The sequence below is a fragment of the Pseudomonas sp. JV245A genome, from assembly GCF_032424515.1.
In the GTDB taxonomy this organism is placed as follows: Bacteria; Pseudomonadota; Gammaproteobacteria; order Pseudomonadales; family Pseudomonadaceae; genus Aquipseudomonas; species Aquipseudomonas protegens.
In genome coordinates this window covers 1-25,976 of the sequence record NZ_VYKE01000030.1, presented here as the reverse complement: position 1 = coordinate 25,976, position 25,976 = coordinate 1, and the positions used below count along the sequence as shown (strand labels likewise).

The window sequence follows — 25,976 nt, the reverse complement described above, 5'->3', positions numbered from 1 at the left end:
TCGTATTAATGCGGATAAATAGTAATAAATAGAGATGAGGGCGGCGCGTCAACCGCCTGAGGGAATGGGGTGTCGTTTTTGGTGTTGAGGGGGCGTAATCAGATAACTGTGTCGGGTTCACTGGAGCCGGCGGCTGCGTTAGACAGCGCTTTGCCATCACTGTATTTTCGAGCTGGAATTTCTAAAGGATTTCTTTCTCATCATGACGATGACCGATCACGAGCAGGTGCTGGACTTCTGGCACAGCGTCGAATTCTTCAATGCATACGACCTGGATCAGCCCCTGGACGCCGCGCGTAAATCACGCAGTGTCGAGCGGCTGACCGAGACCTGGTTAGCCAGTGGGCTCTGGGATAAATACCTGGGGCACCGTCGCGTGCTCTATTTGCTGCCCTTCGATGTCACTCATGTCACGCGAATGATCGAAGACTATGTCGACAGCCCTTCGATCAGTGAAGTGGCCAAGGTGCGCGATGGCGAGATGGCAGCAACCGGCCTTACCTGTTACGCCAAATTGACCCTGGGTCCCAACGGTGAACCCAACTTTGAGAGCCTGAGTGTTTCGGCCTTGCCGTGGGCGCTAGGCCGGTTGGCCAGCGGCGATATCGGTGCCTTGTGTGCCGTGACTTTCGATGAGAGCGTACGTGAACTCAAACGCGTCCTGGCTGATGAACAGTCGCAATGGGCAGACAAGCGCCTGGGCGCGAAACAGTTGCCCCAAGTGCTCAAGCACCTGGAGCAATGGGCCGGATGGACCCTGCCACAGACCGACCTGGCCTACATGGATATTTGGCCGATCGCCAAGCCTCGCAACGGTGCGGTTTCGGTTCAGCCTGACGAAGTATCAACTGACAGCCCTGAGCCGATGGCGCCTGCTGATGAATTGGTGATCCTCAACAGCTTCTACCTGCATGACCTTGTCCAGGCCAAACGTCTCTTGAGCAGCGAGCGGCCTGCGCGTGCTTTGCGGGCGTATCTGTCGACACTCGACCCGCAGAAGCTGGACCTGGATAGCGAGTCCGGGCAACAGGCAATAAACCGCACGTTGCGCCCGGAAAATGGCATTGGCGGGCGCTGGCCTGCTGCAAGCCAGCACGTGCAATCACTGATGCAGCAGTTTGCGCTGAACACCATGGGAGCGATGGACGAGGGTGAGATCCTTGCGGTCAACGGCCCACCAGGCACCGGAAAAACCACCTTGCTGCGTGACTTGATCGCCGATTTGGTGGTCGGAAGGGCGGATGCGCTGGCACAACTGACGGTGGCCAAGGATGGCCTCAGTGATCAAGTGATCGATGCGGTTTTCAGCAAGAAGAGTTATCGGATTCCGCTGTTATCTGAAACGCTGACCGGCTTCGAGATGCTCGTGGCCTCTACCAATAACGGCGCCGTGGAAAATCTGTCCCTGGAGTTGCCTCAGCTCAAGGGCATCGACGCCGCGCGCGTCCAGCACCTGAGTTATTTTCAGGAGGTCGCGACTCGCTACGCCGGTTGTCAGGGCGACAAACCCTGGAAAACCCCCGAGCCAGTCTGGGGCTTGGTCGCGGCGGCACTGGGCAGAAAAAGCAACCGCCGGCGGTTACGCGACATTTTTGGCAATCGCGCCGCAACGCCTGCGGATAAACCGGGTGACACGTTTATTGCCAAGAGCAAGGTCGACCTCGGCAGTTGGGAAAAGGTCGGCGCCATGACGTACTGGCATTTCAAGTCCAGCACCCGTCATCGACAGCTCGGTTTCAAGGTTGCCAAGGAGCGCTACCTGAAGGCGCGTAAAATCCATGATGAACAGCGTCAGCGGCTGCAGGTTCTGTGTGCATTGTATGAGCGCTTGCAGCAGGCGTTTCCCGCGGTCCAGGCGTTATGGCCGGCTGCACCGAGGCTGAGCCCGCAGCACCTGGCGTCACTGATCGAGGGCACGCAGCGTCTGCTGGAGCGTCTGGAGGCCAAAAAAAATACCCTGGAACGCAAGCTTGGCCCCGCATGGTGGCGCTGGCTGGCCCAGTGGTTTCGCAAACCGCTCTATCAGCAATGGGGGTCTGCTAGTGATGATCTGGAGCTTGCGCGCGCTTTCGAGAGTGAACTACGGGACCTGCCGGGGTTGATCCAGGAATGCGGCGTCTACCTGTGGGACGGTGCGCCTTTGGACAGTCAGGCGAATCAGCAGCACGCCTTCTGGCAGGGGGCTGCTTTCAATGAAGCCCGCAGCGACTTGTTCGTTGCCGCGATGACCTTGCACGAAGCGTTCTTTCTTGAAGTCGCGAGCCCTGATCTGGTGTTCGCACTGAGCGCCATGCTTGAGCGTCCACCGCTGTTGCCCGCCAGGCGTGCCTTATGGCAGTGGCTGTTTATGTTGACCCCGGTGGTGTCGAGTACTTTCGCCTCGATTCGTGCGCAGTTTGCCGGCCTTGAAGCTGAAGACCTGGGTTGGCTGATCATCGACGAAGCCGGTCAGGCCCCGCCGCAAGCGGCCGTTGGTGCCATCATGCGCGCCAAGCGCGTTGTAGTGGTGGGCGACCCCTTGCAGATCGAGCCTGTGGTGACGCAATCGACCCGTCTGCTCGATACCTTGGGCCGGCACTGGCTCGGTGATTCGCGCTCGCGTTACGCGATCGACAGCCACTCGGTGCAGACCTTCGCCGACCGTGGCTATGGACAGGGTGTACGGCATCCTCTGGACGCTGAAAAATTCATCGGTATTCCGCTGGTCATGCACCGCCGCTGTGACAACCCGATGTTCGAGATTTCCAACCGCATCGCCTACGCCCAGCGCATGCGCCATGCCAAGGATTCCGGCATCGTTGCCCATCCGTTATTGGGTGCCAGTGCCTGGTGGAGTGTGTCGGGGGAGTCGGCGGACGGTACGAAGTACATCGAAGCCCAAGGGCAACGATTGCTGCGCGAGCTGGCAAAGCTTTACCAGGCGGCTCTGAGGGACGGTGGGGCGCTGCTGCCGCCGGTGTTTGTCATCACCCCGTTCCGCGAGGTCAAGGCGGGGCTGGTCAGTCTGTTGGGCAATGCTGCGGCCTGGAGGCGAGTTCTGGGCGCCGAGGTGCCGCCTCCCGCCAATCTGGCAGGGTGGGTCAGCAGTTGCATTGGCACGGTCCACACCTTTCAAGGCAAGGAGGCCGATATCGTTTTCTTTGTGCTGGGGTGTGATTCCACGCGCATGGGGGCGATTGATTGGGCTTGCTCCACTCCGAACTTGCTGAACGTCGCCGTCACCCGGGCGAAAAAACACCTTTACATCCTGGGGGACCAGAACCTGTGGGGGGATCGACAGTATTTCGAAGTGGCCCGGGACCTGTTATCCCGGGCGCAAGTGCAACACCCAGCGAGTGAGGCCATGGCTGCGGCTCCGTCCTGACAGGTCATGTCAGCTGATGTCGCTAGAATAATCAGTACCTGTGTGCTGTTGCCAAGGGCGAGGCAGTAAACATCCTCGCTCAACGCTTCCTTATGCAAGTACTGGCTTGTCAGCGAAGACGGCTTTTCTGTACAAGGTTCGCGGACCTTTTTCGCCAGCAAGCCGGCGCGGCGTTTCATCTCAAGTTGTGCGCTTCATCGTGACAGGTATTCAAGCGGATTCAGGGATGGTGCAGAACAGCAATGACTAGCATCAGTGATACCTTCGACCAGCTCTGTGCACTGGCCGCTTTGTCCTATGACGAGACGGGCGACACGCACTTCGAGTCGCGTTTGCTGGATATCCTGAAGCTGGTGAAGTCTTATCCGCAGGCCCGGGATCTGTTTGTAGAGAAATTCAAGATCATGCTGTCTTCTCGCGTTACGCCCTTGGAGGTTGTGGAGTTCTGCATGCGAGAGCTGCAATGGGAGGAAGTCAAGTGCTTCGCCTTGGCGCTTTACCAGCCCTCCATCAATCCTCGCAGTCATGCCTTGGCGGGACTTATCAGTGCTTACGAAGAGGTTTGGCCGGACGAAGACCTCTATCGGTACTACTCCAACCGATCGTTGTAGGAACGGGCTTGCCCGCGAAGGCGGCCTCAAGCTTTGCACAAGGCTCATGGGCCTCTTCGCCGGCAAGCCGGCTCCTACCGGTTCAGCGTGGCTGCGCGTGCAGCTCGCGGTCCAGTACATCCAGCACGTCACAGCCATCGCGCAGCGGAATGGCGCAAACCAATGCCAACTCTTGCAGCACCACGGCATCGCCGGGGATGTCGGGGCGGGCGGCGAAGTTTTCCAGCAGTTGAGTGACGGCGCGGATGCGATAGGCGGCCGCTTCGTACAGCACGTCGGCAGGGGCCTGGGTATCGATCAGCATGGAAGGGATGGTGCAGTCGTGGCCGGTGATCGGCATGTATCTGTTCATAAGTAACGCCTCGGTCGGTTAAGAGCGCCACTGGATCGTCGCCAAACGAAAGGTGGCAGCTGTACGCAGGTTGGCGAACCGGGACCGGGGAGCCGGCAGACCCGAAGGTCTCCCGCGTACAGCCGCCATATAGGCAGCGTTACGGATGCGAAAAGCCCTGCAAGCAAGCACAGGGCTCTCGCACACGGTCATCGGGTCGCCAAACCCGTTCGTCATCAGGACGACCCAGGACTATAGGCATTTACCCCAAAACGGAACAAGGCACTGGCACGACAGGACTTTCTGAGTTTGCTGTAGGACTCAGGAGCGGGAGTGTGGATCAAGCGCGCCACAGGTTCAATGGCGGGGCTCAGTCGAAGCCGACGCGTGCACTATGGCGGGCTTCGCGGTCGTGCAGCTGGTCGATATTGGTTTCGTAGGTGCATTGGCCGCTGCAATGGTGCTCGTAGCTGATGCCTGGCTTGAATTGCAGTTTGAAGGTGGGCATGTCGCTCTGGGGCGCCGGGGTCTGGATGGGGGTGGCCGGTAACGGGGGCTGCGGGTAGCTCAGGTCAAGGCCTTCAGCCAGGGTCGAGAAGGCTGCCGCGAGCAGTGCGCCCGGGAAAAACGCTTTGCAACTGAACATCATTGAATCCGCATTGCCATAAAAGGGTTGCCGATTATAACGAGCCAGGGGTGAAAAATTTAGCCGTAATGGCTCTGGCCCGGATGCCTCGTGGGTTTTTAGGCACCTCGGGCCTTCGTACCGTGAAACATTTGTCACGGGGCAGCGAGACGGGCTGCTCCTACACTGCAAGTCACCTCCATGGTCAAGGACACTCCCCCATGCCGGCAAAATCCACCACCAGCATTCTCGATACGGTTGAGGGCCGGCGCCTGCAAGGCAGCGACGCCGAGCTCTGGCGCCAGTGGGGGCCGTACCTGAGTGAACGGCAGTGGGGCACGGTGCGCGAGGATTACAGCGCCGATGGCGATGCCTGGAGCTACTTTCCCCACGAACATGCCCGCAGCCGCGCCTACCGCTGGGGCGAGGACGGGCTGGCCGGGTTTTCCGACAAGGCCCAGCACTGGTGCCTGGGGCTGGCGCTGTGGAATGAACACGACAGCATTCTCAAGGAGCGCCTGTTCGGCCTGAACAACGCCGAGGGCAACCATGGCGAGGACGTCAAGGAGCTGTATTTCTACCTCGATGGCGTGCCCAGCCATGCCTATATGCGCATGCTCTACAAGTACCCCCAGGCGGCTTTCCCCTATGCCGACCTGGTGGCGGAAAACGCCCGTCGCGGCCTGAACGACACCGAGTACGAGATCCTCGATACCGGGGTCTTCGAGGACAACCGCTACTTCGATGTGACGGTGGAATACGCCAAGCACACGGCCGATGACATTTTCATGCTCATCACCGTGCACAACCGCTTCCACCAGCCGGCGCGGCTGCGGGTGCTGCCCCAGGTCTGGGCGCGCAACACCTGGAGCTGGGGCGGCGACGCACCGCGGCCGAGCCTGCGCCTGGAGGGCGACAAGGTGCTGGCGCGGCATGGGCAACTGCCCGAGCGGCAGATCACCGCCTGGGGGGCCGAGCCCTGCCAGTGGCTGTTCTGCAACAACGACAGCAATTTCCCCAAGCTGGACGGGCTGGCGTCACCCGGGCCGTTCAAGGATGGTTTCAACGACTACCTGGTGGATGGACAGGCCAGTGCGGTGAGTTTCGATGGCGGCACCCGGGTGGCGGCGCACTTCGTCCTGGATCTGGCGGGCGGCGAGAGCAAGCGCCTGTTCCTGCGCTTTGCCCCGGCCGGTAGCGAACCGGTCAGCGCCCGCCGCCTGTTCGAGCAGCGCCGGCGCGAGGCCGATGAGTTCTACGGGGCGTTGCAGCAAGGTATCGCCAGTAGCGACGCGCGCAATGTCCAGCGCCAGGCCCTGGCGGGGTTGCTGTGGTCCAAGCAGCTGTACTACTTCGACGTCAACCAGTGGCTTGATGGTGATCCCGGCCAGCCGGTGCCCCCTAGTGAACGCGAGCATCTGCGCAACACCCATTGGCGCCATCTGTCCAACTGCGACATCGTCTCCATGCCCGACACCTGGGAGTACCCCTGGTATGCCTCCTGGGACTTGGGTTTCCAGGCGGTAGCCTTTGCCCTGATCGATCCCGGCTTTGCCAAGCAGCAGTTATTGCTGCTGGTGAAGGATCGCTTCATGCATCCCAACGGCCAGTTGCCCGCGTACGAGTGGCGTTTTGACGACGCCAATCCGCCGGTGCACGCCTGGGCCTGCTGGCGGGTCTACCAGCAGGAAAAGTCCCTGACTGGCGTCGGTGACCTGGATTTTCTCGAACGCATCTTCCACAAGCTGCTGCTGAATTTTTCCTGGTGGGTCAACCGCAAGGACGCAGAAGGCCGCAACCTGTTCCAGGGCGGCTTCCTCGGCCTGGACAATATCGCCCTGTTCGACCGCTCCGCCGCCTTGCCCGAAGGTTTTGCCCTGGATCAGGCCGATGGCACGGCCTGGGTCGCGGCCTATGCCCTGGACCTGATGCGCATCGCCCTGGAACTGGCCAAGCGCAATGGGGTGTACGTGGACATTGCGGTGAAGTTCTTCGAGCACTTCCTGTATATCGCCGGGGCCATCAACCGCGTGGATGAAAGCGCCGAGGGGCTGTGGGACGAACAGGACCAGTTCTTCTACGACGTGCTGCACCGGCCCGACGGCGACAACGAACCCCTGCGCCTGCGCTCCATTGTCGGCCTGATGCCGCTGTTCGCGGTGCAGGTGCTGGAGCAGCACGAGCACCAGAACCTGCCGGGACTGGCTCAACGTCTGCTGGGTTTTTTGCATCATCGTCCGGACCTCGCGAGCCTGGTGTCGCGCTGGTACGAGCCGGGCAAGGGCAACCGCATGCTCTTGGCGCTGTTGCGGGGTGAACGCACCAAGGACCTGCTCAAGCGCATGCTCGATGAAAGCGAGTTCCTCTCGGACTTCGGTATCCGCTCCCTGTCCAAGGCCTTCGAGCAGCCGTTCGCCATGCAGGTGGACGGCAAGCAGTTGTGCGCCCGCTATGAGCCGGCGGAGTCCGATTCACGGTTGTACGGCGGCAACTCCAACTGGCGCGGGCCGCTGTGGATGCCGATCAACTACATGCTGATCGAATCGCTGCGCGAGTTTCACCGCTATTACGACGTCAACTTCTCGGTGGAGTACCCGCGGGGCTCCGGGTATCTGGCGTCCCTGGAGGAAGTGGCCGACGGCTTGAGCCAGCGCCTGACGCGACTGTTTCTGCTGGACGAGGATGGGTGCAGGCCGTCCATGAGCGGCTACCCGCAGTTGCAGGTGGAGGCCGAGGACCGCGAGCTGGTGCTGTTCCATGAATACTTCCATGGCGAAACCGGGCGCGGCCTGGGGGCTAGCCACCAGACCGGCTGGACGGCGCTGGTGGCGTTGCTGTTGCAGCCACAGCGCTGAAGTTGTCACCCGGCGAGCCGGGCGACGGTTCAGGGGGGAGGCTTTGGGTCAGCCCACCAGGGCGATGTCCTGGGGTTTGGCCCAGGCTTCGATCAGCCGCTCCGGGGTGCAGCAGGTCTTGCGCTTGTAGACGAAGTTGCTGCACTTCTCGGCGAAGCCCTTGCGGTTCTGCACCATGTCCATGTGCATATCTTCCAGCTCGGCGTTGCGGCAGTGCTGCATCAGTTGCGGGTCGGCATCCAGCTTGCGCTGGCGCAGGTGCTGGTAGCGCGGGTCGTTGAGAACGCCGTTGGCCCGTTGCAGCAGCCACAGGCCGAACTCGTCCGGGCAGCGCGGGCCGATCTCCTGCACCATGCCCATCTGCAGGGCCTGGAGCGCGCTGATGGGCAGGCAGGCTTCGGTCAACTGCTTGGCCATGGCCTGGCCGACGGCGCGGGGCAGGCTGTAGGTCCAGTACTCGGAGCCGTACAGGCCCATGCTCTTGTAGTGGGGGTTGTACACGGTGTCGGCGCGGGCCAGGACCACGTCCGCGGCCAGGGCCAGCATCAGGCCGCCGGCGCCGGCATTGCCGGTCAGGCCGCTGACCACCAGTTGGCGGGCGGTGAGCAGTTCCAGGCAGACGTCGTCGATGGCCTGGATATTGGCCCAGGCTTCCAGGCCCGGTACTTCGGCGGCCTGGATCACGTTGAGGTGCACGCCGTTGCTGAAGGCGCCGCGGCCGCCACGCACCAGCAGCACCTGGGTGTCCCGGGCCTTGGCCCAGCGCAGGGCGCTGACCAGGCGCTGGCATTGCTCAGTGCTCATGGCGCCGTTGTAGAACTCGAAGGTCAACTCGCCGACCCTGCCGGACTCGCGGTAGCGGATCGGTTGGTAGGCTTCGGTGCTGAACGGGCTGCTGGACACTGACCAGTCCAGCACCGGCACGTCGGCCAGGCGTTCGCCGAGTACGTGGCGGGCGGGGCGTTTGAAGGTTTCCTCGCCGGGCTGGGGCTTGAGGCGCAGGTAGCCGATCCACAGGCTGTGATCGCCGCAGGCCACCAGCACTGCATCGTCGTGCACCGCCAGCAGTTGCCCGGGCATGCCGGTACGTGAATCCAGGTGGGCGTCGTAGACGTAGTACTGACCGCCGGCGAGGCTGGCCAGGACGCCGGGCTGGCCGTCGGCGGCGTCGATGCTGCGCTTGATGAATTGCGCGCTGTCGTGCCAGCTGAAGGTGCGGTCGGATTGCTTCATGTTCGGTTGCAGGCGCCCGAGGACCGAGGGTTTGTCGTAGTCCAGGGGCTGGGGGGTGTAGCCGTTGCGGAATTTCTCCACCACGTCGCGGATACAGTGAATCGCCGCGTCGCTCACCAGGCCGTTGTACAGCTCGGACTTGCGCAGCCCGGCGGGCAGGTTGAATTCGTGGGTCGACCAGATCGGCCCGGCGTCCATTTCTTCCACCGCCTGCAACGCGGTGACGCCCCAGCGCTTGAGTTCCTTGCTGATGGCCCAGTCCAGGGCGCTGGCCCCACGGTCGCCGACGATACCCGGGTGGATGATCACCACCGGGCGCTTGGGATGGCTCCACAGTTGCTGGGGGACCCGGTCCTTGAGGAACGGGCAGATCACCAGGTCGGCCTCGGCCTCTTCGATCTGCCGGCAGACCTCTTCTTCGCTGGTGAACAGCACCACGCTGGGGCGGTGGCCGGCCTGGCGCAGGTCGAGCCAGGCGCGTTGGGTCAGGCCGTTGAAGGCGGTAGACAGCAGGATGATCTTCAGTGATCGCATAATGCAGACTCTTCCGTGAGTGATGGCGGTATGGCAGGTGGCTCCGGCTGAGCCGTCCCTGGCCGCGATGGAAGGCGCAAGAGTAGAGGGGCGTTGCGGGGTGGGAACTGACCGAGATCAATCAAGCGTCTCGCCTGAAATGCCAGCCGCCCAGCGGTATTGATTCAGGGCAAAGGCACGGGCCAGAGCGGTTGCGGCAGCCAGAAACGACGAATCCCGCCACAGGGGCGGGATTCGGGTACAGCCGGACCTTGCGCGGTCTTAGGCTGGGAACAGCTCGCTCAGTTTCATGGCCAGCATCATGTCGCCTTCGGCGCGCAGCTTGCCGCCCATGAAGGCTTGCATGCCGTCGGTCTCGCCGCTGACGATGCCGTCCAGGGTCTCGCCGTCCATCACCAGGGTGACCTGGGCGTCCGGGTTCTCGCCTTCCTTGAGTTCGCAGGTGCTGTCCTTGACGACCAGCGAGAAGTGCTTGGAGTCATCGATGCGGAAACCGAAAACCAGGTCCAGGCCGGCAGCGGCAGCTGGGTTGAACTTGGCTTGCATGGCTTGTACGGCGTCAGCTACGGAGGTCATGGTTCGATCCTTTTATGGGGTGGTTACAGCAAGGGTCACAGTAAGCCGGGCTCAACGGAAGGTGATGAGCTCCGGGGCCTTCAACAGTTGCAGATGGGCATGACCGTTGAAGGAAGCCAGGGACACCTCGCGACCGCGGAACTTCAGCTGGTTGAGCGAGGTGTTGACGATTTGCCAATTGAGTTCGAAAGCCTGCTGGGCGGGCATCCGGGTAATCAGGTGGAGCAGGGCGGTTATGGTGCCGCCGGAGGTGAACACGGCGATCTTCTGCTGGTTGTTGGCTGCTTCGAGAATCCGTTGCAGGCCGCCCTGGACGCGTTCGACAAAACCCAGCCAGCTTTCCAGGCCCGGCGGGTCGTAGGTGCCGGCCAGCCAGCGCTGGATGATCAGGGCGAAGATGCGCTGGAACTCACCGCGGTTCTGCGCGGCGTTGCGCAGGATGTTCAGGGCTTCGGGTTCCTGGGGCAGCAGGTCGGGCAGCAGGGCGCGGATGATGGCGTCGGCATCGAATTCGTTGAAGGCGGAATCTATTTCCAGGGCCGGGCTGTCAAAGCCTGCGGCGCTCATCTGTTCCAGAGCGGCCTGGGCGGTGTGCTGCTGGCGCCGCAGATCGCCGGACAGGCAGCGATCGAAGCCGATGCCCAGCGCTGCCAGGTGTTCGCCGAGCACCGCCGCCTGGCGCACGCCAGTGGCCGACAGCACGTCGTAGTCGTCTGCACCGAAGGAGGCCTGGCCATGTCGAATCAAGTAGATGCTGCCCACGTCCGCGTCATCCCGGTACGTTGAAAGTTTTGCGAGGTTATGAGGATGCCGGTGAGCTGTCAATGAAAAAACATACGCTTGTTTGAAATGATTGTTGGAGCTTGGTTACACAAGGTTTCCCGACTGGTGGCCGACCAGTCGCGCCGGTATGCTTTAGCCCATTACGCCGCTCGTTGGCAGCGGTCCATGTTTGAGGAGTCCCTGTGGAGTTTATCGCCGAATATGCCAGTTTCCTGGCCAAGACCGTGACCCTGGTGGTCGCCATCCTGGTGGTGCTGATCACCGCCGCTGCGCTGCGCAGCAAGGGGCGGCGCAAGGGTGTGGGGCAGTTGCAGGTCAGCAAGCTGAATGATTTCTACAAGGAACTGCGCGAGCGCCTGGAGCAGAGCCTGCTGGACAAGGATCAGCTCAAGGCCCTGCGCAAGGCCAAGAGCAAGAGCGAAAAGAGCCAGAAGAAGCACAAGAAACAGCCGGCCGAGGCCAAGCCCCGGGTCTTCGTGCTGGACTTCAATGGCGACATCAAGGCTTCGGCCACCGAAGGGCTGCGCCATGAAATCACTGCCCTGCTGAGCCTGGCAACGCCCAAGGATGAAGTGGTGCTGCGCCTGGAGAGCGGTGGCGGCATGGTCCACAGCTACGGGCTGGCTTCGTCGCAGCTGGCGCGTATCCGCCAGGCTGGCGTGCCGCTGACGGTGTGCATCGACAAGGTAGCGGCCAGCGGCGGCTACATGATGGCCTGCATCGGTGAAAAGATTATCAGCGCGCCGTTCGCCATCCTCGGTTCCATTGGCGTGGTGGCCCAGTTGCCCAACGTCAACCGCCTGCTGAAGAAGCACGACATCGATTTTGAAGTGCTCACCGCCGGTGAGTACAAGCGCACCCTGACGGTATTTGGTGAAAACACCGAGAAGGGCCGGGAGAAGTTCCAGGAAGACCTGGACGTGACCCATCAACTGTTCAAGAACTTTGTGTCCCGCTATCGCCCGCAATTGGCCATTGATGAAGTGGCCACTGGTGAAGTCTGGCTGGGCGTGGCGGCGCAGGAAAAACTGCTGGTGGACGAGCTGCAGACCAGCGATGAGTACCTGGCCGACAAGGCCAAGAATGCCGAGGTTTTCCACCTGCACTATGCCGAGCGTAAGAGCCTGCAGGAGCGCGTAGGCTTGGCGGCCAGTGGTTCCATCGATCGCGTGTTGCTGACCTGGTGGAGCCGCCTGACCCAACAGCGCTTCTGGTAACCCCCCGGCCTTGTAGGCGCTGGCTTTTTGTAGGAGCTGGCTTTGTAGGAGCTGGCTTGCCAGCGAAGGCGGTTGCAAGCTTTGCACAAGGCCCGAGGGCCTCTTCGCCGGCAAGCCGGCTCCTACGGTGAGAGTGGCAGGTCTGCACAAAAAAGCCCTGAACCGGTTTCCCGGTTCAGGGCTTTTTGTTGGCGCCAGGGCTTAGCGGCGACGGAACAGCGGCAGCGGTTCGTCGGTGGCGGCCTGGTAGGTCACCGAGAAGTCCTTGAGGCTTTCCAAGGCTTCGTAGGGGTCCTTGTCGGCCCGCAGTGCATAGGCGTCGAAGCCGCAGCGGTGCAGGTAGAACAGCTGGTCGCGCAACACGTCGCCAATCGCTCGCAACTCGCCCTTGTAGCCGTAGCGGTCACGCAGCAGGCGGGCGTTGGAGTAGTTGCGGCCATCGGTGAAGGCCGGGAAGTTCAGGGCAATCACCTGGAACTGCTCGACGTCGTCACCGATTTCCTCGGCTTCTTCGTCCGCATCCAGCCATACACCCAGGCCGCCATCGCGGGCCTTGAGGGCGTGAGCATGCTCGCGCCACAGGGCCAGTGGCACGATCAGGTCGTCGCAGTTGGAAATGCCGTCGAGGGTCGCGTCCTTGGGCAGCAGGTGCCAGGTTTCGTCGATGACCTCGTTGTTCTTAATGATTCGCTGCATAGACGCGCTCCTTGAAGAGGTCGATGCCAATACGTTGATAGGTGTCGATGAAGCGTTCGTCTTCGGTACGTTGTTCCACGTACACGTCGATCAGCTTCGAGATCACGTCGGGCATGTCGTCCTGGGCGAAGGACGGGCCGAGGATCTTGCCCAGGCTGGCGTCGCGGCTGGCGCTGCCACCCAGGGACACCTGGTAGAACTCCTCGCCTTTCTTGTCCACCCCGAGGATGCCGATGTGGCCCACGTGGTGGTGGCCGCAGGCGTTCATGCAACCGGAGATGTTCAGGTCCAGTTCGCCGATGTCGAACAGGTAGTCCAGGTCGTCGAAACGGCGCTGGATGGATTCGGCGATCGGGATCGACTTGGCGTTGGCCAGGGAGCAGAAGTCGCCGCCCGGGCAGCAGATGATGTCGGTCAAGAGGCCGATGTTCGGCGTGGCGAAGCCGTTCTCCCGCAACTCGCCCCACAGGGTGAACAGTTGGCTCTGCTCGACGTCGGCGAGAATGATGTTCTGCTCGTGGGAGGTGCGCAGCTGGCCGAAACTGTAACGGTCGGCCAGGTCGGCGATGGCGTCGAACTGCTTGTCGGTAACGTCTCCCGGCGCTACACCGGTGGGCTTGAGCGACAGGGTCACGGCCACGTAGCCCGGCTTCTTGTGGGCCAGGGTGTTGCGCGTGCGCCAGCGGGCAAAGCCCGGGTGCTGCTGGTCCAGGGCGGCCAGTTCGGCGTCCTGGTTGCTCAGGGTCTTGTAGTCCGGGTCGACGAAGTGCTTGGCCACGCGATGCACTTCGGCATCGGTCAGGGTGGTCTGGCCGCCACGCAGGTGGGCCATCTCGGCCTCGACCTTCTCGGCGAACACTTCAGGGGTCAGGGCCTTGACCAGGATCTTGATCCGCGCCTTGTACTTGTTGTCACGCCGGCCGTAGCGGTTGTAGACCCGCAGGATGGCGTCGAGGTAGCTCAGCAGGTCCTGCCAGGGCAGGAACTCGTTGATGAAGGCACCGACCACCGGGGTACGGCCCAGGCCGCCACCCACCAGCACGCGGAAACCCAGCTCACCGGCGGCGTTGTACACAGGCTCAAGGCCGATGTCATGGACTTCGATGGCCGCGCGGTCAGAGGTCGAGCCGTTGATGGCGATCTTGAACTTGCGCGGCAGGTAGGCAAATTCCGGGTGGAAGGTGGTCCACTGGCGGACGATCTCGCACCAGGGGCGCGGGTCGATCAGCTCGTCGGCGGCGACACCGGCGAACTGGTCGGTGGTGACGTTGCGCAGGCAGTTGCCGCTGGTCTGGATCGCGTGCATCTGCACGGTGGCCAGTTCGGCGAGGATGTCCGGGATGTCTTCCAGGGCCGGCCAGTTGAACTGCACGTTCTGCCGGGTACTGATGTGCGCGTAGCCCTTGTCGTAGTCGCGGGCAATCTTGGCCATCATCCGCGCTTGGCGCGAGGTCAGTTGGCCGTAAGGCACGGCGACCCGCAGCATCGGGGCAAAACGTTGGATATAAAGGCCATTCTGCAGGCGCAGGGGGCGGAATTCTTCTTCGCTCAGCTCGCCTGCCAGATAGCGTCGGGTCTGATCACGGAACTGCTTGACGCGGTCCTCGATGATCCGCTGATCGTACTCGTCGTATACGTACATATAGGTCCAGTTCTCAGGCTACAGGCGGCGCTCAAGCGCACTTGGCAAATACTGCGGTGAACGGCTTCGGTACGCTGCTCGGACTGGCGTCCAGCGCGGTTTTCGCCGGTCTCACCTCGTCTTGCCTTCGTTCACGCTTCACGCCACCCATGTAAGCAAATCTGCGCGCACGGCCGCGCACTCCCAACGGAGCCGCCGAACGATACCAGTTTGCGGTTATGCGCAAAAGTGATGTTTGAGTATATGCACAGAACCAAAACGACTAACGGTAGGGGCGTGAGAGTAACCCCATTTGTGGTAGGGGCAATCCTGGTCTTAACTGTGGACGAGTCTTTGAGCAGTCACCGACAAAATCTACTAGAGGCGATGCTATGAGCCATCCAACCAAAGTAAGGAAAAGTGACAGTAGCGTTGATGCTTGGGCCATTCTCTTTCTGATCATACTGGTCGTGGGTACGGCCGTGTTCTGGGTCAGTCACCAGTAGTCGAGCGATAAAAAAGAGCCTGAATTGTCGGACAATCATGACAATTTGCCGCCGTTGGCCAGCACTTTGCCAGTTATACTGCCTGGGCGAAATTCTGGGGCTCTTCTCGTAATGTTCAAGCGTCTGTGCAAGTGGCTGTTGTGCCTGAGTCTGCCGTTCTGGGCGGTCGCTCATGCCACATCGGTGGTGTTTCTCAATCCCGGCAATTCCACGGAGACCTTCTGGGTCAGTTATTCGCAGTTCATGCAGGCCGCGGCCCGGGACCTGGGGCTTGACCTGCGCATCCTCTATGCCGAGCGCGATCCGCAGAGCACTCTGCAGCAGGCCCGGGAGCTGTTCCAGGGCCGCGACAAACCCGATTACCTGATGCTGGTGAACGAACAGTACGTGGCTCCGCAGATCCTGCGTCTGTCCCAGGGCTCCGGGACCAAGCTGTTTATCGTCAACAGCCCTTTGACCCTGGACCAGCGGGAACTGATCGGGCAGAGCCGGCAGAACTATTCGGACTGGATCGGCAGCATGGTGGGCGACGATGAGGAAGCCGGCTACCGCATGCTCAAGGAGCTGCTGCACAAGCTTGGGCCGGTCCCGGCAGGGCACGGCATCGAACTCCTTGCATTTTCCGGGCTCAAGGTCACACCTGCGGCGCAGTTGCGCGAGCGCGGCTTGCGCCGGGCCCTGGCCGAACATCCGCAGGTGCATTTGCGTCAGTTGGTCTATGGCGAATGGAACCGGGAGCGCGCCTACCGCCAGGCGCAACAGTTGCTCAAGCGCTACCCGAAAACCCAACTGGTCTGGTCGGCCAATGACGAAATGGCCCTGGGGGCCATGCAAGCGGCCCGGGAACTGGGCCGCAAGCCGGGAACGGATCTGCTGTTCAGTGGAGTCAACAGTTCGCCCGAGGCCTTGCAGGCCCTGATCGACGGCAAGTTGTCGGTGCTGGAGGCGGGGCACTTCACCCTGGGGGGCTGGGCCCTGGTGGCGTTGCACGATGATGCCCTGGGGCTGGACGCCCGGCGCCTGGGCGGGCCGGATTGGCAGCTGTCGCTGTTCCAGGCATTGACCCCGGCCCAGGCCCGGCAGTTGCTGCGCCTGGGGGATCAGGTGGGCACCAGGGTCGATTTTCGCGGGCTGTCCGCCCAAAGCAAGCCGGACAGCTACCGCTATCCCTTCGGTTTGCAGCTGTTGCTGCGCTGACGCCGCTTCAGACCCCCGCCAGGTGCATCGCCAGGTTGGCGATGCCCAGCAGCACCAGAACAAACAGGGTGGTGAACAGAATGCCCAGCACGATGAAGTGGCTGGGCTTGCCATGGCTGAAGTCGCGGGCGCGGTTCTTCCCGCTCTGTACGCCGAAGGCGGCGGCCAGCACGCTTTGCAGCATCTGCAGGAAGGTCGGAGGCTGATTGTCCTTGCTTGGATCGTCCATAAATCCCTCGACACGATTGGGTGTCAACAGAGCATAGACAATGCCGCCCGGGGTGGCGGGCGGTTGCAGGAATGGGCTTGCCAGCGAAGAGGCCCCGGGGACCGCCTTCGCCGGCAAGCCGGCTCCTACCGCGTCTGGGTCAGTTGTCGTAGCCCAGGTTCGGTGCCAGCCAGCGTTCGCTCACGGCCAGGTCCTGGCCCTTGCGTTCGGTGTAGCTCTGGACCTGGTCCTGGTCGACCTTGCCCACGGCGAAGTACTGCGCCTGCGGGTGAGCGAAGTACCAGCCGCTGACGGCGGCCGCCGGGAACATGGCGAAGTGCTCGGTAAGGAACACGCCGCTACGGCCGGCACGGCCTTCGCTGGCCTCGGGGTCGAGCAGGGCGAACAGGGTGCTCTTCTCGGTGTGGTCCGGGCAGGCCGGGTAGCCCGGGGCAGGGCGGATACCGCTGTACTGCTCCTTGATCAGCGCCTCGTTGTCCAGTTGTTCGTCCTTGGCATAACCCCAGTACTCCTTGCGCACCTGCTGGTGCAGCCACTCGGCGCAGGCTTCGGCCAGGCGGTCGGCCAGGGCCTTGACCATGATCGAGTTGTAGTCGTCGCCGGCATCCTGGTAGGCCTTGGCCACTTCTTCGGCGCCGATTCCGGCGGTGGTGATGAAGCCGCCGACGTAGTCGGTGACGCCGCTGTCCTTGGGCGCGACGAAGTCGGCCAGGGAGAAGTTCGGCTTGCCATCGGTCTTGATGATCTGCTGGCGCAGGTGGTGCAGGCGCGCCAGGGGCTGGCCGTCATCGCCGTAGACTTCCAGGTCGTCGTCCTGCACCTGGTTGGCCGGCCAGAAGCCGAATACGGCGCGGGCGCTGATCAGCTTTTCGTTGATCAGCTTGTCGAGCATCTCCCGGGCGTCCTTGTACAGCGCGGTGGCAGCTTCGCCCACCACTTCGTCTTCGAGGATGCGCGGGAACTTGCCGGCCAGGTCCCAGGAGATGAAGAACGGCGTCCAGTCGATGTATTCGGCCAGCACCTTGAGGTCGATGTTGTCCAGCACCCGGGCGCCGGTGAAGGTCGGTTTGACCGGCTGGTAGCTGCTCCAGTCGAACTGCGGCTTCTTGGCGATGGCCGCCGGGTAGCTCAGGCGCTCGGTGCGGGCGCTGCGGTTGGCGGTGCGCTCGCGCACTTCCACGTATTCCTCGCGGGTCTTCTGCACGAAGCCGGCCTTGAGCTCCTTGGACAGCAGCTGGGTGGCCACGCCCACCGCGCGGGAGGCGTCGGTGACGTAGACCACCGCGTCATTGCTGTACTTGGGCTCGATCTTCACCGCGGTGTGGGCCTTGGAGGTGGTGGCGCCACCGATCATCAGCGGCAGGTGGAAATCCTGGCGCTGCATCTCGCGGGCGACGTGGACCATCTCGTCCAGGGACGGGGTGATCAGCCCGGACAGGCCAATGATGTCGCACTTCTGCTCCTTGGCCACCTGCAGGATCTTCTCCGCCGGCACCATCACCCCGAGGTCGACGATGTCGTAGCCGTTGCAGCCCAGGACCACGCCGACGATGTTCTTGCCGATGTCGTGCACGTCGCCCTTGACCGTGGCCATGAGGATCTTGCCCTTGGCTTCCGGCTTGTCGCCTTTTTCCAGCTCGATGAAGGGAATCAGGTGGGCCACCGCCTGTTTCATGACCCGGGCGGATTTAACCACCTGGGGCAGGAACATCTTGCCGGCGCCGAACAGGTCGCCGACCACGTTCATGCCGGACATCAGCGGGCCTTCGATCACCTCGATCGGGCGGCTGAAGCTCTGGCGCGACTCTTCGGTGTCTTCGACGATATGGGTGGTGATGCCCTTGACCAGCGCGTGTTCCAGGCGCTTGTTGACTTCCCAGCCGCGCCATTCCTCGGTTTCCGCTTCCTTGACGCTACCGTCGCCCTTGAACTGGTCGGCGATGGCCAGCAGCGCGTCGGTGCCGTTGGGCGTGCGGTTGAGCACCACATCTTCCACGGCGTCGCGCAGCTGTTGCGGGATCTGGTCGTAGATCTCCAGCTGGCCGGCGTTGACGATGCCCATGGTCAGGCCGTTGCGGATCGCGTACAGCAGGAACACCGAGTGGATCGCCTCGCGCACCGGGTTGTTGCCGCGGAACGAGAACGACACGTTGGACACACCGCCGGAGCTCAGGGCATAGGGCAGCTCGTCGCGGATGTAGGCGCAGGCGTTGATGAAATCAACGGCGTAGTTGTTGTGTTCCTCGATGCCGGTGGCCACGGCGAAGATGTTCGGGTCGAAGATGATGTCTTCCGGTGGGAAGCCCACTTCATTGACCAGGATGTCGTAGGAGCGCTTGCAGATTTCCTTCTTGCGCACCTCGGTATCGGCCTGGCCGACCTCGTCGAAGGCCATCACCACCACGGCGGCGCCGTAGCGCTTGCACAGCCTGGCGTGGTGAATGAACTGCTCGACGCCTTCCTTCATGCTGATGGAGTTGACGATGCCCTTGCCCTGGATGCACTTGAGGCCGGCCTCGATCACCTCCCACTTGGAAGAGTCGATCATGATCGGCACGCGGGAGATGTCCGGCTCCCCGGCGATCAGATTGAGGAAGGTGACCATGGCCTTCTTCGAATCCAGCATCCCCTCGTCCATGTTGATGTCGATCACCTGGGCGCCGGCTTCCACCTGCTGCAGGGCGACTTCCAGGGCTTCGGTGTAGTTGTCCTCGCGGATCAGCCGGGCGAACTTGGCCGAGCCGGTGATGTTGGTGCGCTCGCCGACGTTCACGAACAGCGAGTTGCGATCGATGGTGAAGGGCTCCAGGCCCGACAGGCGGCAGGCCTTGGGGATGTCCGGGATCTGTCGTGGGGCATAACCGGCCACGGCCTTGGCGATGGCGCCGATATGCCCCGGGGTGGTGCCGCAGCAGCCGCCGACGATGTTGAGGAAGCCGCTCTGGGCGAACTCTTCGATGACCTTGGCGGTTTGTTCCGGCAACTCGTCGTACTCGCCGAACTCGTTCGGCAGGCCGGCGTTGGGGTGCGCCGAGACGTGGGTGCTGGCCTTGTTCGACAGCTCTTCCAGATAGGGGCGCAGCTCGCTGGCGCCCAGGGCGCAGTTCAGGCCCACCGAGATCGGCTTGGCGTGGGCCACGGAGTTCCAGAAGGCTTCGGTGGTCTGGCCGGAGAGGGTGCGCCCGGAAGCATCGGTGATGGTCCCGGAAATCATGATCGGCAGTTCGAAGCCCAACTCCTCGAACACGCCCTGCACGGCGAAGATCGCGGCCTTGGCGTTCAAGGTGTCGAAGATGGTCTCGATCAGGATCAGGTCGGCACCGCCTTCGATCAGGCCCTTGGTGGCCTCGGTGTAGTTTTCCACCAGTTCATCGAAGGTGACGTTGCGGTAGCCGGGGTTGTTGACGTCCGGCGACAGCGAGCAGGTGCGGCTGGTCGGGCCGAGGACGCCTGCGACGAAACGTGGCTTGTCCGGGGTCTCGAGGGTCTTGGCGTCGGCGATCTTGCGCGCCAGGCGTGCGCCCTCTACGTTTAATTCGTAGGCCAGTTCTTCCATGCCGTAATCGGCCATGGAAATGCGCGTGGCGTTGAAGGTGTTGGTTTCCAGGATGTCGGCGCCGGCATCCAGATAGGCTTTTTCGATGCCACCGATCACGTCCGGACGGGTAATCACCAACAGGTCGTTGTTGCCCTTGACGTCGCTGGGCCAGTCGGCGAAACGCTTGCCACGGTAGTCCTGTTCTTCGAGCTTGTAGCTCTGGATCATGGTGCCCATGCCGCCATCGAGAATCAGAATGCGCTCTTTGAGGGCTTGCTGGAGAGCGTGGAGGCGAGCACTGCGATCGGACATGAGAACTACCTGGTAAGGCCATTGCGAAGGGCGGCGATCATAGCAAACCTGCATGGTTTTGCGGCATGCGTGGTTTTTGCATGAATATCGCTCATGTTGGTCGAGGGGTGAGACCGGTAGAATCGCGGCGTTTTTTTCTTTCGGGACCAGGGACATGCCGTTTCGTTTTATCGTCAGCAGCGCGCTGCTGCTTCTGAGTTCAGTGTGCCTGGCACAAGGTCCGGCGCCGGCGATTTCCTATACCCGCGACATCCAGCCGATCTTTACCGAGAAATGCGTGGCCTGTCATGCCTGTTACGACTCCGCCTGTCAGCTCAACCTGGGCAGTGGCGAAGGGGCCAGCCGCGGTGCTTCGAAGATTCCGGTGTACGACGGCGAGCGCAGCAAGGCCCAAGCGCCTACGCGGCTGTTCTATGACGCCACTGGCCAGCGTGCCTGGCAGCAGAAGGGCTTCTATTCGGTGCTTGACGCCCAGGGCAGCCAGGCGGCGCTGATGGCGCGCATGCTGGAACTGGGCCATCGCACCCCGCTGCAACCCAACGCCAAGTTGCCCAGCGAGATCGCCCTGGGCCTGAGCCGCGAGAACATGTGCCCGCAGCCGGCGGAGTTCGACGCCTATGCCGGGGCTCACCCCAAGGAAGGCATGCCCCTGGCGGTCACCGGCCTGACCGATCAGCAATACCTGACCCTGCAACGCTGGCTGGCCTCGGGCGCGCCCATCGACGAGCAAGGCCTGGCCCCCAGTGCCCGGGAAAGCCTGCAAGTGGCTCAGTGGGAAAACCTGCTCAACGCCCCTGGCGCCCGCGAGAGCCTGGTGGCGCGCTGGCTCTACGAACACTTGTTCCTCGCCCATCTCTATTTTGAAGGCGGCGAGCCGGGGCATTTCTTCCAGTGGGTGCGTTCCCGTACCCCCAGTGGCCAGCCCATCGACCTGATCAACACCCGTCGCCCCAACGACGACCCGGGCACCCAGGTGTACTACCGCCTGTGGCCGGTGCAAGGGGTGATCGTGCACAAGACCCATATCACCTACCCGCTGAGCGCGGCGAAGATGGCCCGGGTCAAGTCCCTGTTCTACAGCGGCGACTGGCAGGTCACGGCCCTGCCGGGCTACGGGCCGGCGCGCCGGGCCAACCCGTTCGAGACCTTCGAGGCGATTCCGGCCAAGGCCCGCTACCAGTTCATGCTGGATAACGCCGAATACTTCGTGCGCACCTTTATCCGTGGCCCGGTGTGCCGCGGGCAGATCGCCACCGACGTGATCCGCGACAACTTCTGGGCGCTGTTCCAGGCCCCCGAACATGACCTGTACATCACCGACCCGGCCTATCGCGGCCAGGCCACGCCGTTGCTGGCCATGCCCGGGCAGAACGACGACGTCGGCAGCGTGCTCAGCCTGTGGCTGGCCTATCGCGACAAGCGCAACGAGTACGAGGCCCTGCGCCGCGATTCCTATGCCGATTCGCCGGCGCCCAGCTGGTCGACCCTGTGGGCCGGCAACGACAACGCGCTGCTGAGCATCTTCCGCCACTTCGACAGCGCCTCGGTGACCAAGGGCCTGATCGGCGAAGTGCCACAGACGATGTGGCTGTTCGACTACCCGCTGCTGGAGCGCACCTACTATCAATTGGCGGTGAACTTCGACGTGTTCGGCAACGTCTCCCACCAGGCCCAGACCCGGTTGTACTTCGACCTGATCCGCAATGGCGCGGAGCAGAACTTCCTGCGCCTGATGCCCGCCGGCACCCGCGAGGATTTCCTCGACGATTGGTACCAGAACAGCGGCAAGTTCAAGATGTGGCTGGATTACGAGTCCATCGACGACGACAAGCGCAGCGCGCTGAAGCTCGACCTCAAGGACCCGAAAAAGGACTTCGCCAACCAGTTGCTGGCCCGCTATGGCGACCTCAACGCCAAGCCGGATCCGATCAACCGCTGTGACAGCGCCTACTGCTCACGCCCGAACATCGACCCGGCGCTGCAGGATGCCGAGCAGGCCCTGAGCCGCCTGGCATCGCGCCCGGCGGCGGGCCTCAAGGTCATCGAACAGTTGCCGGAAGCGACCCTGCTGCGTGTCCAGACCGCCAGCGGCAAGCGCGAGTTCTACAGCATGCTGCGCAACCGCGCCCACAGTAACGTGGCCTTCATGCTCGGCGAGTCGCTGCGCTATCAGCCGGGGCTGGACACCCTGACCATATTCCCGGGGATTCTCAGCAGCTATCCGAACTTCATGTTCAACGTACCGGCCGGGCAAGTGCCGGAGTTCGTCGACGCCATGCAGGCGGCCCGGGACGCCGCCAGCTTCGAGAGGATCGTCGAGCGCTGGGGCATCCGCCGCAGCCATCCGCAGTTCTGGCAGTACTTCCATGACCAGACCCGCTACCTGCAGGAAACCGACCCGGTGGAAGCCGGGGTCCTGGACATGAACCGTTACGAAAACCTCTGACATAGAGCTGTCATCGCCCCCGGACTGCGCCTTGGCGCGGCCCGGGGACGCTCTATACCAAAGTCTATCCCGACAAAAATACTAGGACTTTGTCAGCGGCTTGGATTGGCGTAAACTGCGCCCACGTCTGCGAGGAACCACCATGAGCGCCATAACCATTACCGACGCCGCCCACGATTATCTGGCTGATCTGCTATCCAAGCAGAACACCCCGGGGATTGGCATCCGCATCTTCATCACCCAGCCAGGGACTCAGTACGCCGAGACCTGCATCGCCTATTGCAAGCCGGGCGAAGAGAAACCCGAAGACAAGGCCCTGGGCCTGAAAAGCTTCACCGCCTACATCGACGCCTTCAGCGAAGGTTTCCTCGATGATGCGGTGGTCGACTACGCCACCGACCGCATGGGCGGCCAGCTGACCATCAAGGCGCCCAACGCCAAGGTGCCGATGGTCAATGCCGACAGCCCGGTCAACGAGCGCATCAACTACTACCTGCAAACCGAGATCAACCCGGGGCTGGCCAGCCACGGCGGCCAGGTCAGCCTGATCGACGTGGTCGAGGACGGCATTGCCGTGTTGCAGTTCGGCGGCGGTTGCCAGGGCTGCGGCCAGGCCGACGTGACCTTGAAGGAAGGCATCGAGCGCACCCTGCTCGAGCGCATTCCGGAGCTCAAGGGCGTACGTGACGTCACCGACCACACGCAGAAAGAAAACGCCTACTACTAAGGCGTTCGCTGCGACTTGAAAAAACGGCGCCCCGTGAGCGCCGTTTTTTTATGCCCCCAAGCCGGCTCCTACAAAGCGTCCAGCGCGGCAACATAGGAACTCCCACCTCGTAGGAGCCGGCTTGCCGGCGAATGGGCCCTCAAGCCTTGCACGATGCCAAGATCGCCTTCGCTGGCAAGCCAGCTCCTACACAGGGTGTGTGTCAGGGGCGATAGAGGTGTGCGTGCCCGGCGCGGTACAGCGACGATTCGCTGAATGCATCCGTGGCCAGTACCCGGCCCACCAGGATCAGCGCCGTGCGCCGGAAGCCCTTGGCCGCGACCTGGTCGGCAATGTCGGCCAGGGTCCCCAGTACCCAGTCCTGATCCGGCCAGGTGGCGCGGTGCACCACTGCAATCGGGCAGTCTGCGCCGTAGTGGGGCAGCAACTCGGCAACGATCTTCGATAGGTGATTGACCCCCAGGTGGATGGCCATGGTGGCGCCGTGGGCCGCCAGGCTGGCGAAATCCTCGCCGACAGGCATCGCGGTCTTGTCCGCGTAGCGGGTAAGAATCACGCTTTGGGAGACGTCCGGCAGGGTCAGTTCGGCCCCCAGCAGGGCAGCGCAGGCGGCGGTGGCGGTGACCCCGGGGATGATCTCGAAGGGGATGCCCAGCTCCCGCAGGCAGCGGATCTGCTCGCCGATGGCGCCATACAGGCTCGGGTCGCCGGAATGCACCCGGGCCACGTCCTGGCCCCGGGCATGGGCCTGCTTGATGGCCTCGATGATCTGCTCCAGGTGCAGTTCGGCGCTATTGATCACCCGCTCCGCGCGGTGCCCGTCGAGCACTGCCTGGGGGACCAGGGAGCCGGCGTAGATGATCACCGGGCAACGATGGATCAGGCGCTGGCCCTTGACGGTGATCAGTTCCGGGTCGCCGGGGCCGGCGCCGATGAAATAGACAGTCATGGCTGTGTCCTGTGAAAAAAGGTCGGGAGCCGTGCTTCAGATGAAGATTGCTCATGATCGAAGGCGGGGATTATCGGGGATTCTACCGGGCGGCGACCAATGCCAGGGTGGCCTGGGCGTATTTTTGCCGGGGAACAAGCAGTGTGGCCGGGCCGGGTGACAGCTGTTCGGCCAGGGCCAGGGCGGCACTTTCGGCCACGCCGTAGCAGCCGGTACGTTCGAAGGCGATTTGCGAGCGGTGGCTCAGGCGCAGGGCAAAGGGGGCGAGCTGGCCGCTGCTGAAACAGGTCAGCGGCAGTTCCAGTTGCTCCGCCAGTTGCAGCAGGCCGGGTTCGTTGCGCTTGAGGTCGATGCTGGCCAGGGCCAGGACCTGCCGGGCTTGCCACTGGTGCGCCGCCAGGACCTGGTCGAGCAAGGCGCGCAGCGTGGTCACCGGGCAGCCTTTCTGGCAGCCCAGGCCGACCACCAGGGTCGGCGCTGCGCTCACTTCGATCATGCCGAGTACTGGCCCGCGCTCTTGCGCCGGAACAACCAGGCGCTGATCAGCCCGAGGGCCAGCCAGAAGGCCGCATTGGTCAGCTGCGAGGCGATCTTGAATTGCGCTTCCAGTTCTTCCGGGGCCAGCATCGAATGCACTTCCGGCTGCGGCGCGCCGATCACGTGGGGTACGGCGATGATGGCCGCGCCCAGGATCTTCAGCAGCCAGTTGCGGGCGAACACGATCAGGGCAATGCCCACAGCGGTGGAGGCGGCGGTGCCGACCCACCAGATCTGCCGCTGTGCCAGGTCGGCTGCGGCGGTGCCCGGCAGTTCCGGCGGCAGGCCCAGGGTCGGCGCCAGGCAGAAGGTGGCATAGCCGGCCAGGCCCCAGAGCAGCCCCTGGGACGTGCGGTTCGGCGCGCGCAGGGTGTAGAGGCCGGCCAGCATCAGGGCGAAGCCCACGGCCACCACCAGGTTGCCGCCGGTGGTGGACAGCACGCGCTGCCAGCCGTCTTCCGGCTCCCAGGCTTCGGCATCGTGGCTGTGGGCGGCCATGGCGCCTTCGGCGTGCTCATGGGCTTCGGCCGCGGGGGCCTTTTCATAGGTTTCCGCCTGCAGGATCAGCGGGGCGACCCAGAAGCTTTGCAGCAGGGTCAGCAGCAGGGCGGCCAAGAGGCCGGTGAAACCTGCGGTTTGCGCGATACGCTTGATCATGTCGGCAGGTCTCAATGGCAAGGGAAGGCGGCGCTGTGGCGGGTGTCGTGGGCCGCGTTGTGCACCGCCTCGATGTGGGAGAAACCGGCGAAGTACACCAGGCACGCACCGAGGATCGAGGCGCCGATGGCGGCCACCAGGCGCTGGCTCAGGGTGGAGGTCGTGCTGGCGGAGTGGCTGGTGCTGCTGATGATCGACATGGCGCTTCCCTCTGGAGTGTCAGCGGGGTAGAGGCGCAGGAAAACCCCGCGTGATGGCCACGCAGGGTTTGCAACAGCGCCCGCCCACCGCGGGTTGTTATGTAAGTGTTGCGGGCCGGTCTCCGGGCTTGCGAGGGGCAGGGCTGTGTCATGCCGTGCCGGCAAGTGTCGCCTTCCCATGCCTTGGCACAGTGGATCTGACACTTCGCTCGCTTACCGTTGCGGGGGCAGC

Annotated in this window: 20 protein-coding genes and 1 riboswitch; of the genes, 7 read left to right on the top strand and 13 right to left on the bottom strand. The window is 62.9% G+C overall.

The features are described from left to right. Positions 1-202: 202 nt before the first annotated feature. Both F6S12_RS11670 and F6S12_RS11665 read left to right on the top strand, forming a co-directional pair. Positions 203-3,364: a DEAD/DEAH box helicase gene (locus F6S12_RS11670; protein WP_315868916.1), complete on the top strand. Its 3,162-nt coding sequence runs from the start codon at positions 203-205 to the stop codon at positions 3,362-3,364. A 242-nt stretch (positions 3,365-3,606) separates the two neighbouring features. Continuing rightward, positions 3,607-3,975, top strand: a complete 369-nt coding sequence (locus F6S12_RS11665; RefSeq protein ID WP_161467264.1) for a hypothetical protein — start codon at positions 3,607-3,609, stop codon at positions 3,973-3,975. 82 nt (positions 3,976-4,057) lie between these two features. On the opposite strand, the gene F6S12_RS11660 is transcribed toward F6S12_RS11665, so the two are convergent. Both F6S12_RS11660 and F6S12_RS11655 read right to left on the bottom strand, forming a co-directional pair. Continuing rightward, entirely contained in the window at positions 4,058-4,327 is a 270-nt protein-coding gene (locus tag F6S12_RS11660) for a hypothetical protein (RefSeq protein WP_161467265.1), read from the bottom strand. A gap of 349 nt (positions 4,328-4,676) precedes the next feature. Then, positions 4,677-4,952 (bottom strand): hypothetical protein, encoded by a 276-nt coding sequence (locus F6S12_RS11655; RefSeq protein WP_183001487.1) that lies wholly within the window; start codon positions 4,950-4,952, stop codon positions 4,677-4,679. 200 nt (positions 4,953-5,152) lie between these two features. On the opposite strand from F6S12_RS11655, the gene F6S12_RS11650 reads away from it, so the two are divergent. Further along, positions 5,153-7,786 (top strand): MGH1-like glycoside hydrolase domain-containing protein, encoded by a 2,634-nt coding sequence (locus F6S12_RS11650; RefSeq protein WP_315868915.1) that lies wholly within the window; start codon positions 5,153-5,155, stop codon positions 7,784-7,786. 48 nt (positions 7,787-7,834) lie between these two features. On the opposite strand, the gene F6S12_RS11645 is transcribed toward F6S12_RS11650, so the two are convergent. The 3 genes from F6S12_RS11645 to F6S12_RS11635 all read right to left on the bottom strand — a co-directional run bounded on the left by F6S12_RS11645 (position 7,835) and on the right by F6S12_RS11635 (position 10,891). Continuing rightward, entirely contained in the window at positions 7,835-9,553 is a 1,719-nt protein-coding gene (locus F6S12_RS11645) for a hydrogenase maturation protein (protein WP_161467268.1), read from the bottom strand. A gap of 261 nt (positions 9,554-9,814) precedes the next feature. Continuing rightward, a complete protein-coding gene (locus F6S12_RS11640) occupies positions 9,815-10,129 on the bottom strand; it encodes an SCP2 sterol-binding domain-containing protein (RefSeq protein ID WP_011061945.1) in 315 nt (104 codons plus the stop codon). Between the two features lie 51 nt (positions 10,130-10,180). After that, the gene (locus F6S12_RS11635; RefSeq protein WP_019094330.1) at positions 10,181-10,891 is read right to left on the bottom strand and encodes a histidine phosphatase family protein; all 711 of its coding nucleotides are present in this window, start codon (positions 10,889-10,891) and stop codon (positions 10,181-10,183) included. Positions 10,892-11,094: 203 nt separating this feature from the next. Here F6S12_RS11635 and sohB point away from each other — a divergent pair, with 203 nt between their 5' ends. Next, positions 11,095-12,129: a protease SohB gene (sohB, locus tag F6S12_RS11630; protein WP_053159294.1), complete on the top strand. Its 1,035-nt coding sequence runs from the start codon at positions 11,095-11,097 to the stop codon at positions 12,127-12,129. Between the two features lie 201 nt (positions 12,130-12,330). Here the strand turns inward: sohB and F6S12_RS11625 are convergent, their stop codons facing one another. Next, positions 12,331-12,825 carry a DUF934 domain-containing protein gene (locus tag F6S12_RS11625; protein ID WP_011061942.1) on the bottom strand — a complete coding sequence of 165 codons (495 nt, stop codon included), beginning with the start codon at positions 12,823-12,825 and terminating at the stop codon, positions 12,331-12,333. Continuing rightward, complete coding sequence (locus tag F6S12_RS11620) at positions 12,809-14,467, bottom strand: nitrite/sulfite reductase (RefSeq protein WP_011061941.1); 1,659 nt, start codon at positions 14,465-14,467, stop codon at positions 12,809-12,811. The genes F6S12_RS11625 and F6S12_RS11620 overlap by 17 nt, the downstream gene beginning before the upstream one ends. 596 nt (positions 14,468-15,063) lie before the next feature. On the opposite strand from F6S12_RS11620, the gene F6S12_RS11615 reads away from it, so the two are divergent. Then, positions 15,064-16,149 (top strand): ABC transporter substrate-binding protein, encoded by a 1,086-nt coding sequence (locus tag F6S12_RS11615; protein ID WP_161467270.1) that lies wholly within the window; start codon positions 15,064-15,066, stop codon positions 16,147-16,149. Between the two features lie 7 nt (positions 16,150-16,156). On the opposite strand, the gene F6S12_RS11610 is transcribed toward F6S12_RS11615, so the two are convergent. After that, entirely contained in the window at positions 16,157-16,378 is a 222-nt protein-coding gene (locus F6S12_RS11610; RefSeq protein ID WP_015636084.1) for a DUF2970 domain-containing protein, read from the bottom strand. Between the two features lie 139 nt (positions 16,379-16,517). Then, positions 16,518-20,228 (bottom strand): methionine synthase, encoded by a 3,711-nt coding sequence (metH, locus tag F6S12_RS11605; RefSeq protein ID WP_315868914.1) that lies wholly within the window; start codon positions 20,226-20,228, stop codon positions 16,518-16,520. Between the two features lie 154 nt (positions 20,229-20,382). On the opposite strand from metH, the gene F6S12_RS11600 reads away from it, so the two are divergent. Both F6S12_RS11600 and nfuA read left to right on the top strand, forming a co-directional pair. Continuing rightward, on the top strand, positions 20,383-22,674 hold the full coding sequence (locus F6S12_RS11600) for a fatty acid cis/trans isomerase (RefSeq protein ID WP_015636082.1): 2,292 nt from the start codon (positions 20,383-20,385) through the stop codon (positions 22,672-22,674). 142 nt (positions 22,675-22,816) lie between these two features. Beyond that, positions 22,817-23,401, top strand: a complete 585-nt coding sequence (gene nfuA, locus F6S12_RS11595) for a Fe-S biogenesis protein NfuA (RefSeq protein ID WP_011061936.1) — start codon at positions 22,817-22,819, stop codon at positions 23,399-23,401. Positions 23,402-23,603: 202 nt separating this feature from the next. On the opposite strand, the gene cobM is transcribed toward nfuA, so the two are convergent. From cobM to F6S12_RS11575, 4 genes are all read right to left on the bottom strand, one after another. Then, positions 23,604-24,350 (bottom strand): precorrin-4 C(11)-methyltransferase, encoded by a 747-nt coding sequence (cobM, locus tag F6S12_RS11590; protein WP_053159292.1) that lies wholly within the window; start codon positions 24,348-24,350, stop codon positions 23,604-23,606. Positions 24,351-24,432: 82 nt separating this feature from the next. Beyond that, positions 24,433-24,846, bottom strand: a complete 414-nt coding sequence (locus F6S12_RS11585; RefSeq protein ID WP_011061934.1) for a cobalamin biosynthesis protein — start codon at positions 24,844-24,846, stop codon at positions 24,433-24,435. Next, positions 24,843-25,544 carry a CbtA family protein gene (locus F6S12_RS11580; protein ID WP_276495139.1) on the bottom strand — a complete coding sequence of 234 codons (702 nt, stop codon included), beginning with the start codon at positions 25,542-25,544 and terminating at the stop codon, positions 24,843-24,845. Before F6S12_RS11580 ends, F6S12_RS11585 begins: the two co-directional genes overlap by 4 nt. 11 nt (positions 25,545-25,555) lie before the next feature. Then, complete coding sequence (locus F6S12_RS11575) at positions 25,556-25,744, bottom strand: CbtB-domain containing protein (protein ID WP_011061932.1); 189 nt, start codon at positions 25,742-25,744, stop codon at positions 25,556-25,558. 95 nt (positions 25,745-25,839) lie between these two features. Then, a riboswitch (cobalamin riboswitch) is annotated at positions 25,840-25,976 on the bottom strand. This riboswitch is flagged as partial in the annotation.

Coding starts and splice junctions, on each gene's coding strand:
- F6S12_RS11670 (WP_315868916.1), top strand. CDS start 203: ATGACGATGACCGATCACGAGCAGGTGCTGGACTTCTGGCACAGCGTC.
- F6S12_RS11665 (WP_161467264.1), top strand. CDS start 3,607: ATGACTAGCATCAGTGATACCTTCGACCAGCTCTGTGCACTGGCCGCT.
- F6S12_RS11660 (WP_161467265.1), bottom strand. CDS start 4,327: ATGAACAGATACATGCCGATCACCGGCCACGACTGCACCATCCCTTCC.
- F6S12_RS11655 (WP_183001487.1), bottom strand. CDS start 4,952: ATGTTCAGTTGCAAAGCGTTTTTCCCGGGCGCACTGCTCGCGGCAGCC.
- F6S12_RS11650 (WP_315868915.1), top strand. CDS start 5,153: ATGCCGGCAAAATCCACCACCAGCATTCTCGATACGGTTGAGGGCCGG.
- F6S12_RS11645 (WP_161467268.1), bottom strand. CDS start 9,553: ATGCGATCACTGAAGATCATCCTGCTGTCTACCGCCTTCAACGGCCTG.
- F6S12_RS11640 (WP_011061945.1), bottom strand. CDS start 10,129: ATGACCTCCGTAGCTGACGCCGTACAAGCCATGCAAGCCAAGTTCAAC.
- F6S12_RS11625 (WP_011061942.1), bottom strand. CDS start 12,825: ATGCAGCGAATCATTAAGAACAACGAGGTCATCGACGAAACCTGGCAC.
- F6S12_RS11620 (WP_011061941.1), bottom strand. CDS start 14,467: ATGTACGTATACGACGAGTACGATCAGCGGATCATCGAGGACCGCGTC.
- F6S12_RS11615 (WP_161467270.1), top strand. CDS start 15,064: ATGTTCAAGCGTCTGTGCAAGTGGCTGTTGTGCCTGAGTCTGCCGTTC.
- F6S12_RS11610 (WP_015636084.1), bottom strand. CDS start 16,378: ATGGACGATCCAAGCAAGGACAATCAGCCTCCGACCTTCCTGCAGATG.
- metH (WP_315868914.1), bottom strand. CDS start 20,228: ATGTCCGATCGCAGTGCTCGCCTCCACGCTCTCCAGCAAGCCCTCAAA.
- F6S12_RS11600 (WP_015636082.1), top strand. CDS start 20,383: ATGCCGTTTCGTTTTATCGTCAGCAGCGCGCTGCTGCTTCTGAGTTCA.
- nfuA (WP_011061936.1), top strand. CDS start 22,817: ATGAGCGCCATAACCATTACCGACGCCGCCCACGATTATCTGGCTGAT.
- cobM (WP_053159292.1), bottom strand. CDS start 24,350: ATGACTGTCTATTTCATCGGCGCCGGCCCCGGCGACCCGGAACTGATC.
- F6S12_RS11585 (WP_011061934.1), bottom strand. CDS start 24,846: ATGATCGAAGTGAGCGCAGCGCCGACCCTGGTGGTCGGCCTGGGCTGC.
- F6S12_RS11580 (WP_276495139.1), bottom strand. CDS start 25,544: ATGATCAAGCGTATCGCGCAAACCGCAGGTTTCACCGGCCTCTTGGCC.
- F6S12_RS11575 (WP_011061932.1), bottom strand. CDS start 25,744: ATGTCGATCATCAGCAGCACCAGCCACTCCGCCAGCACGACCTCCACC.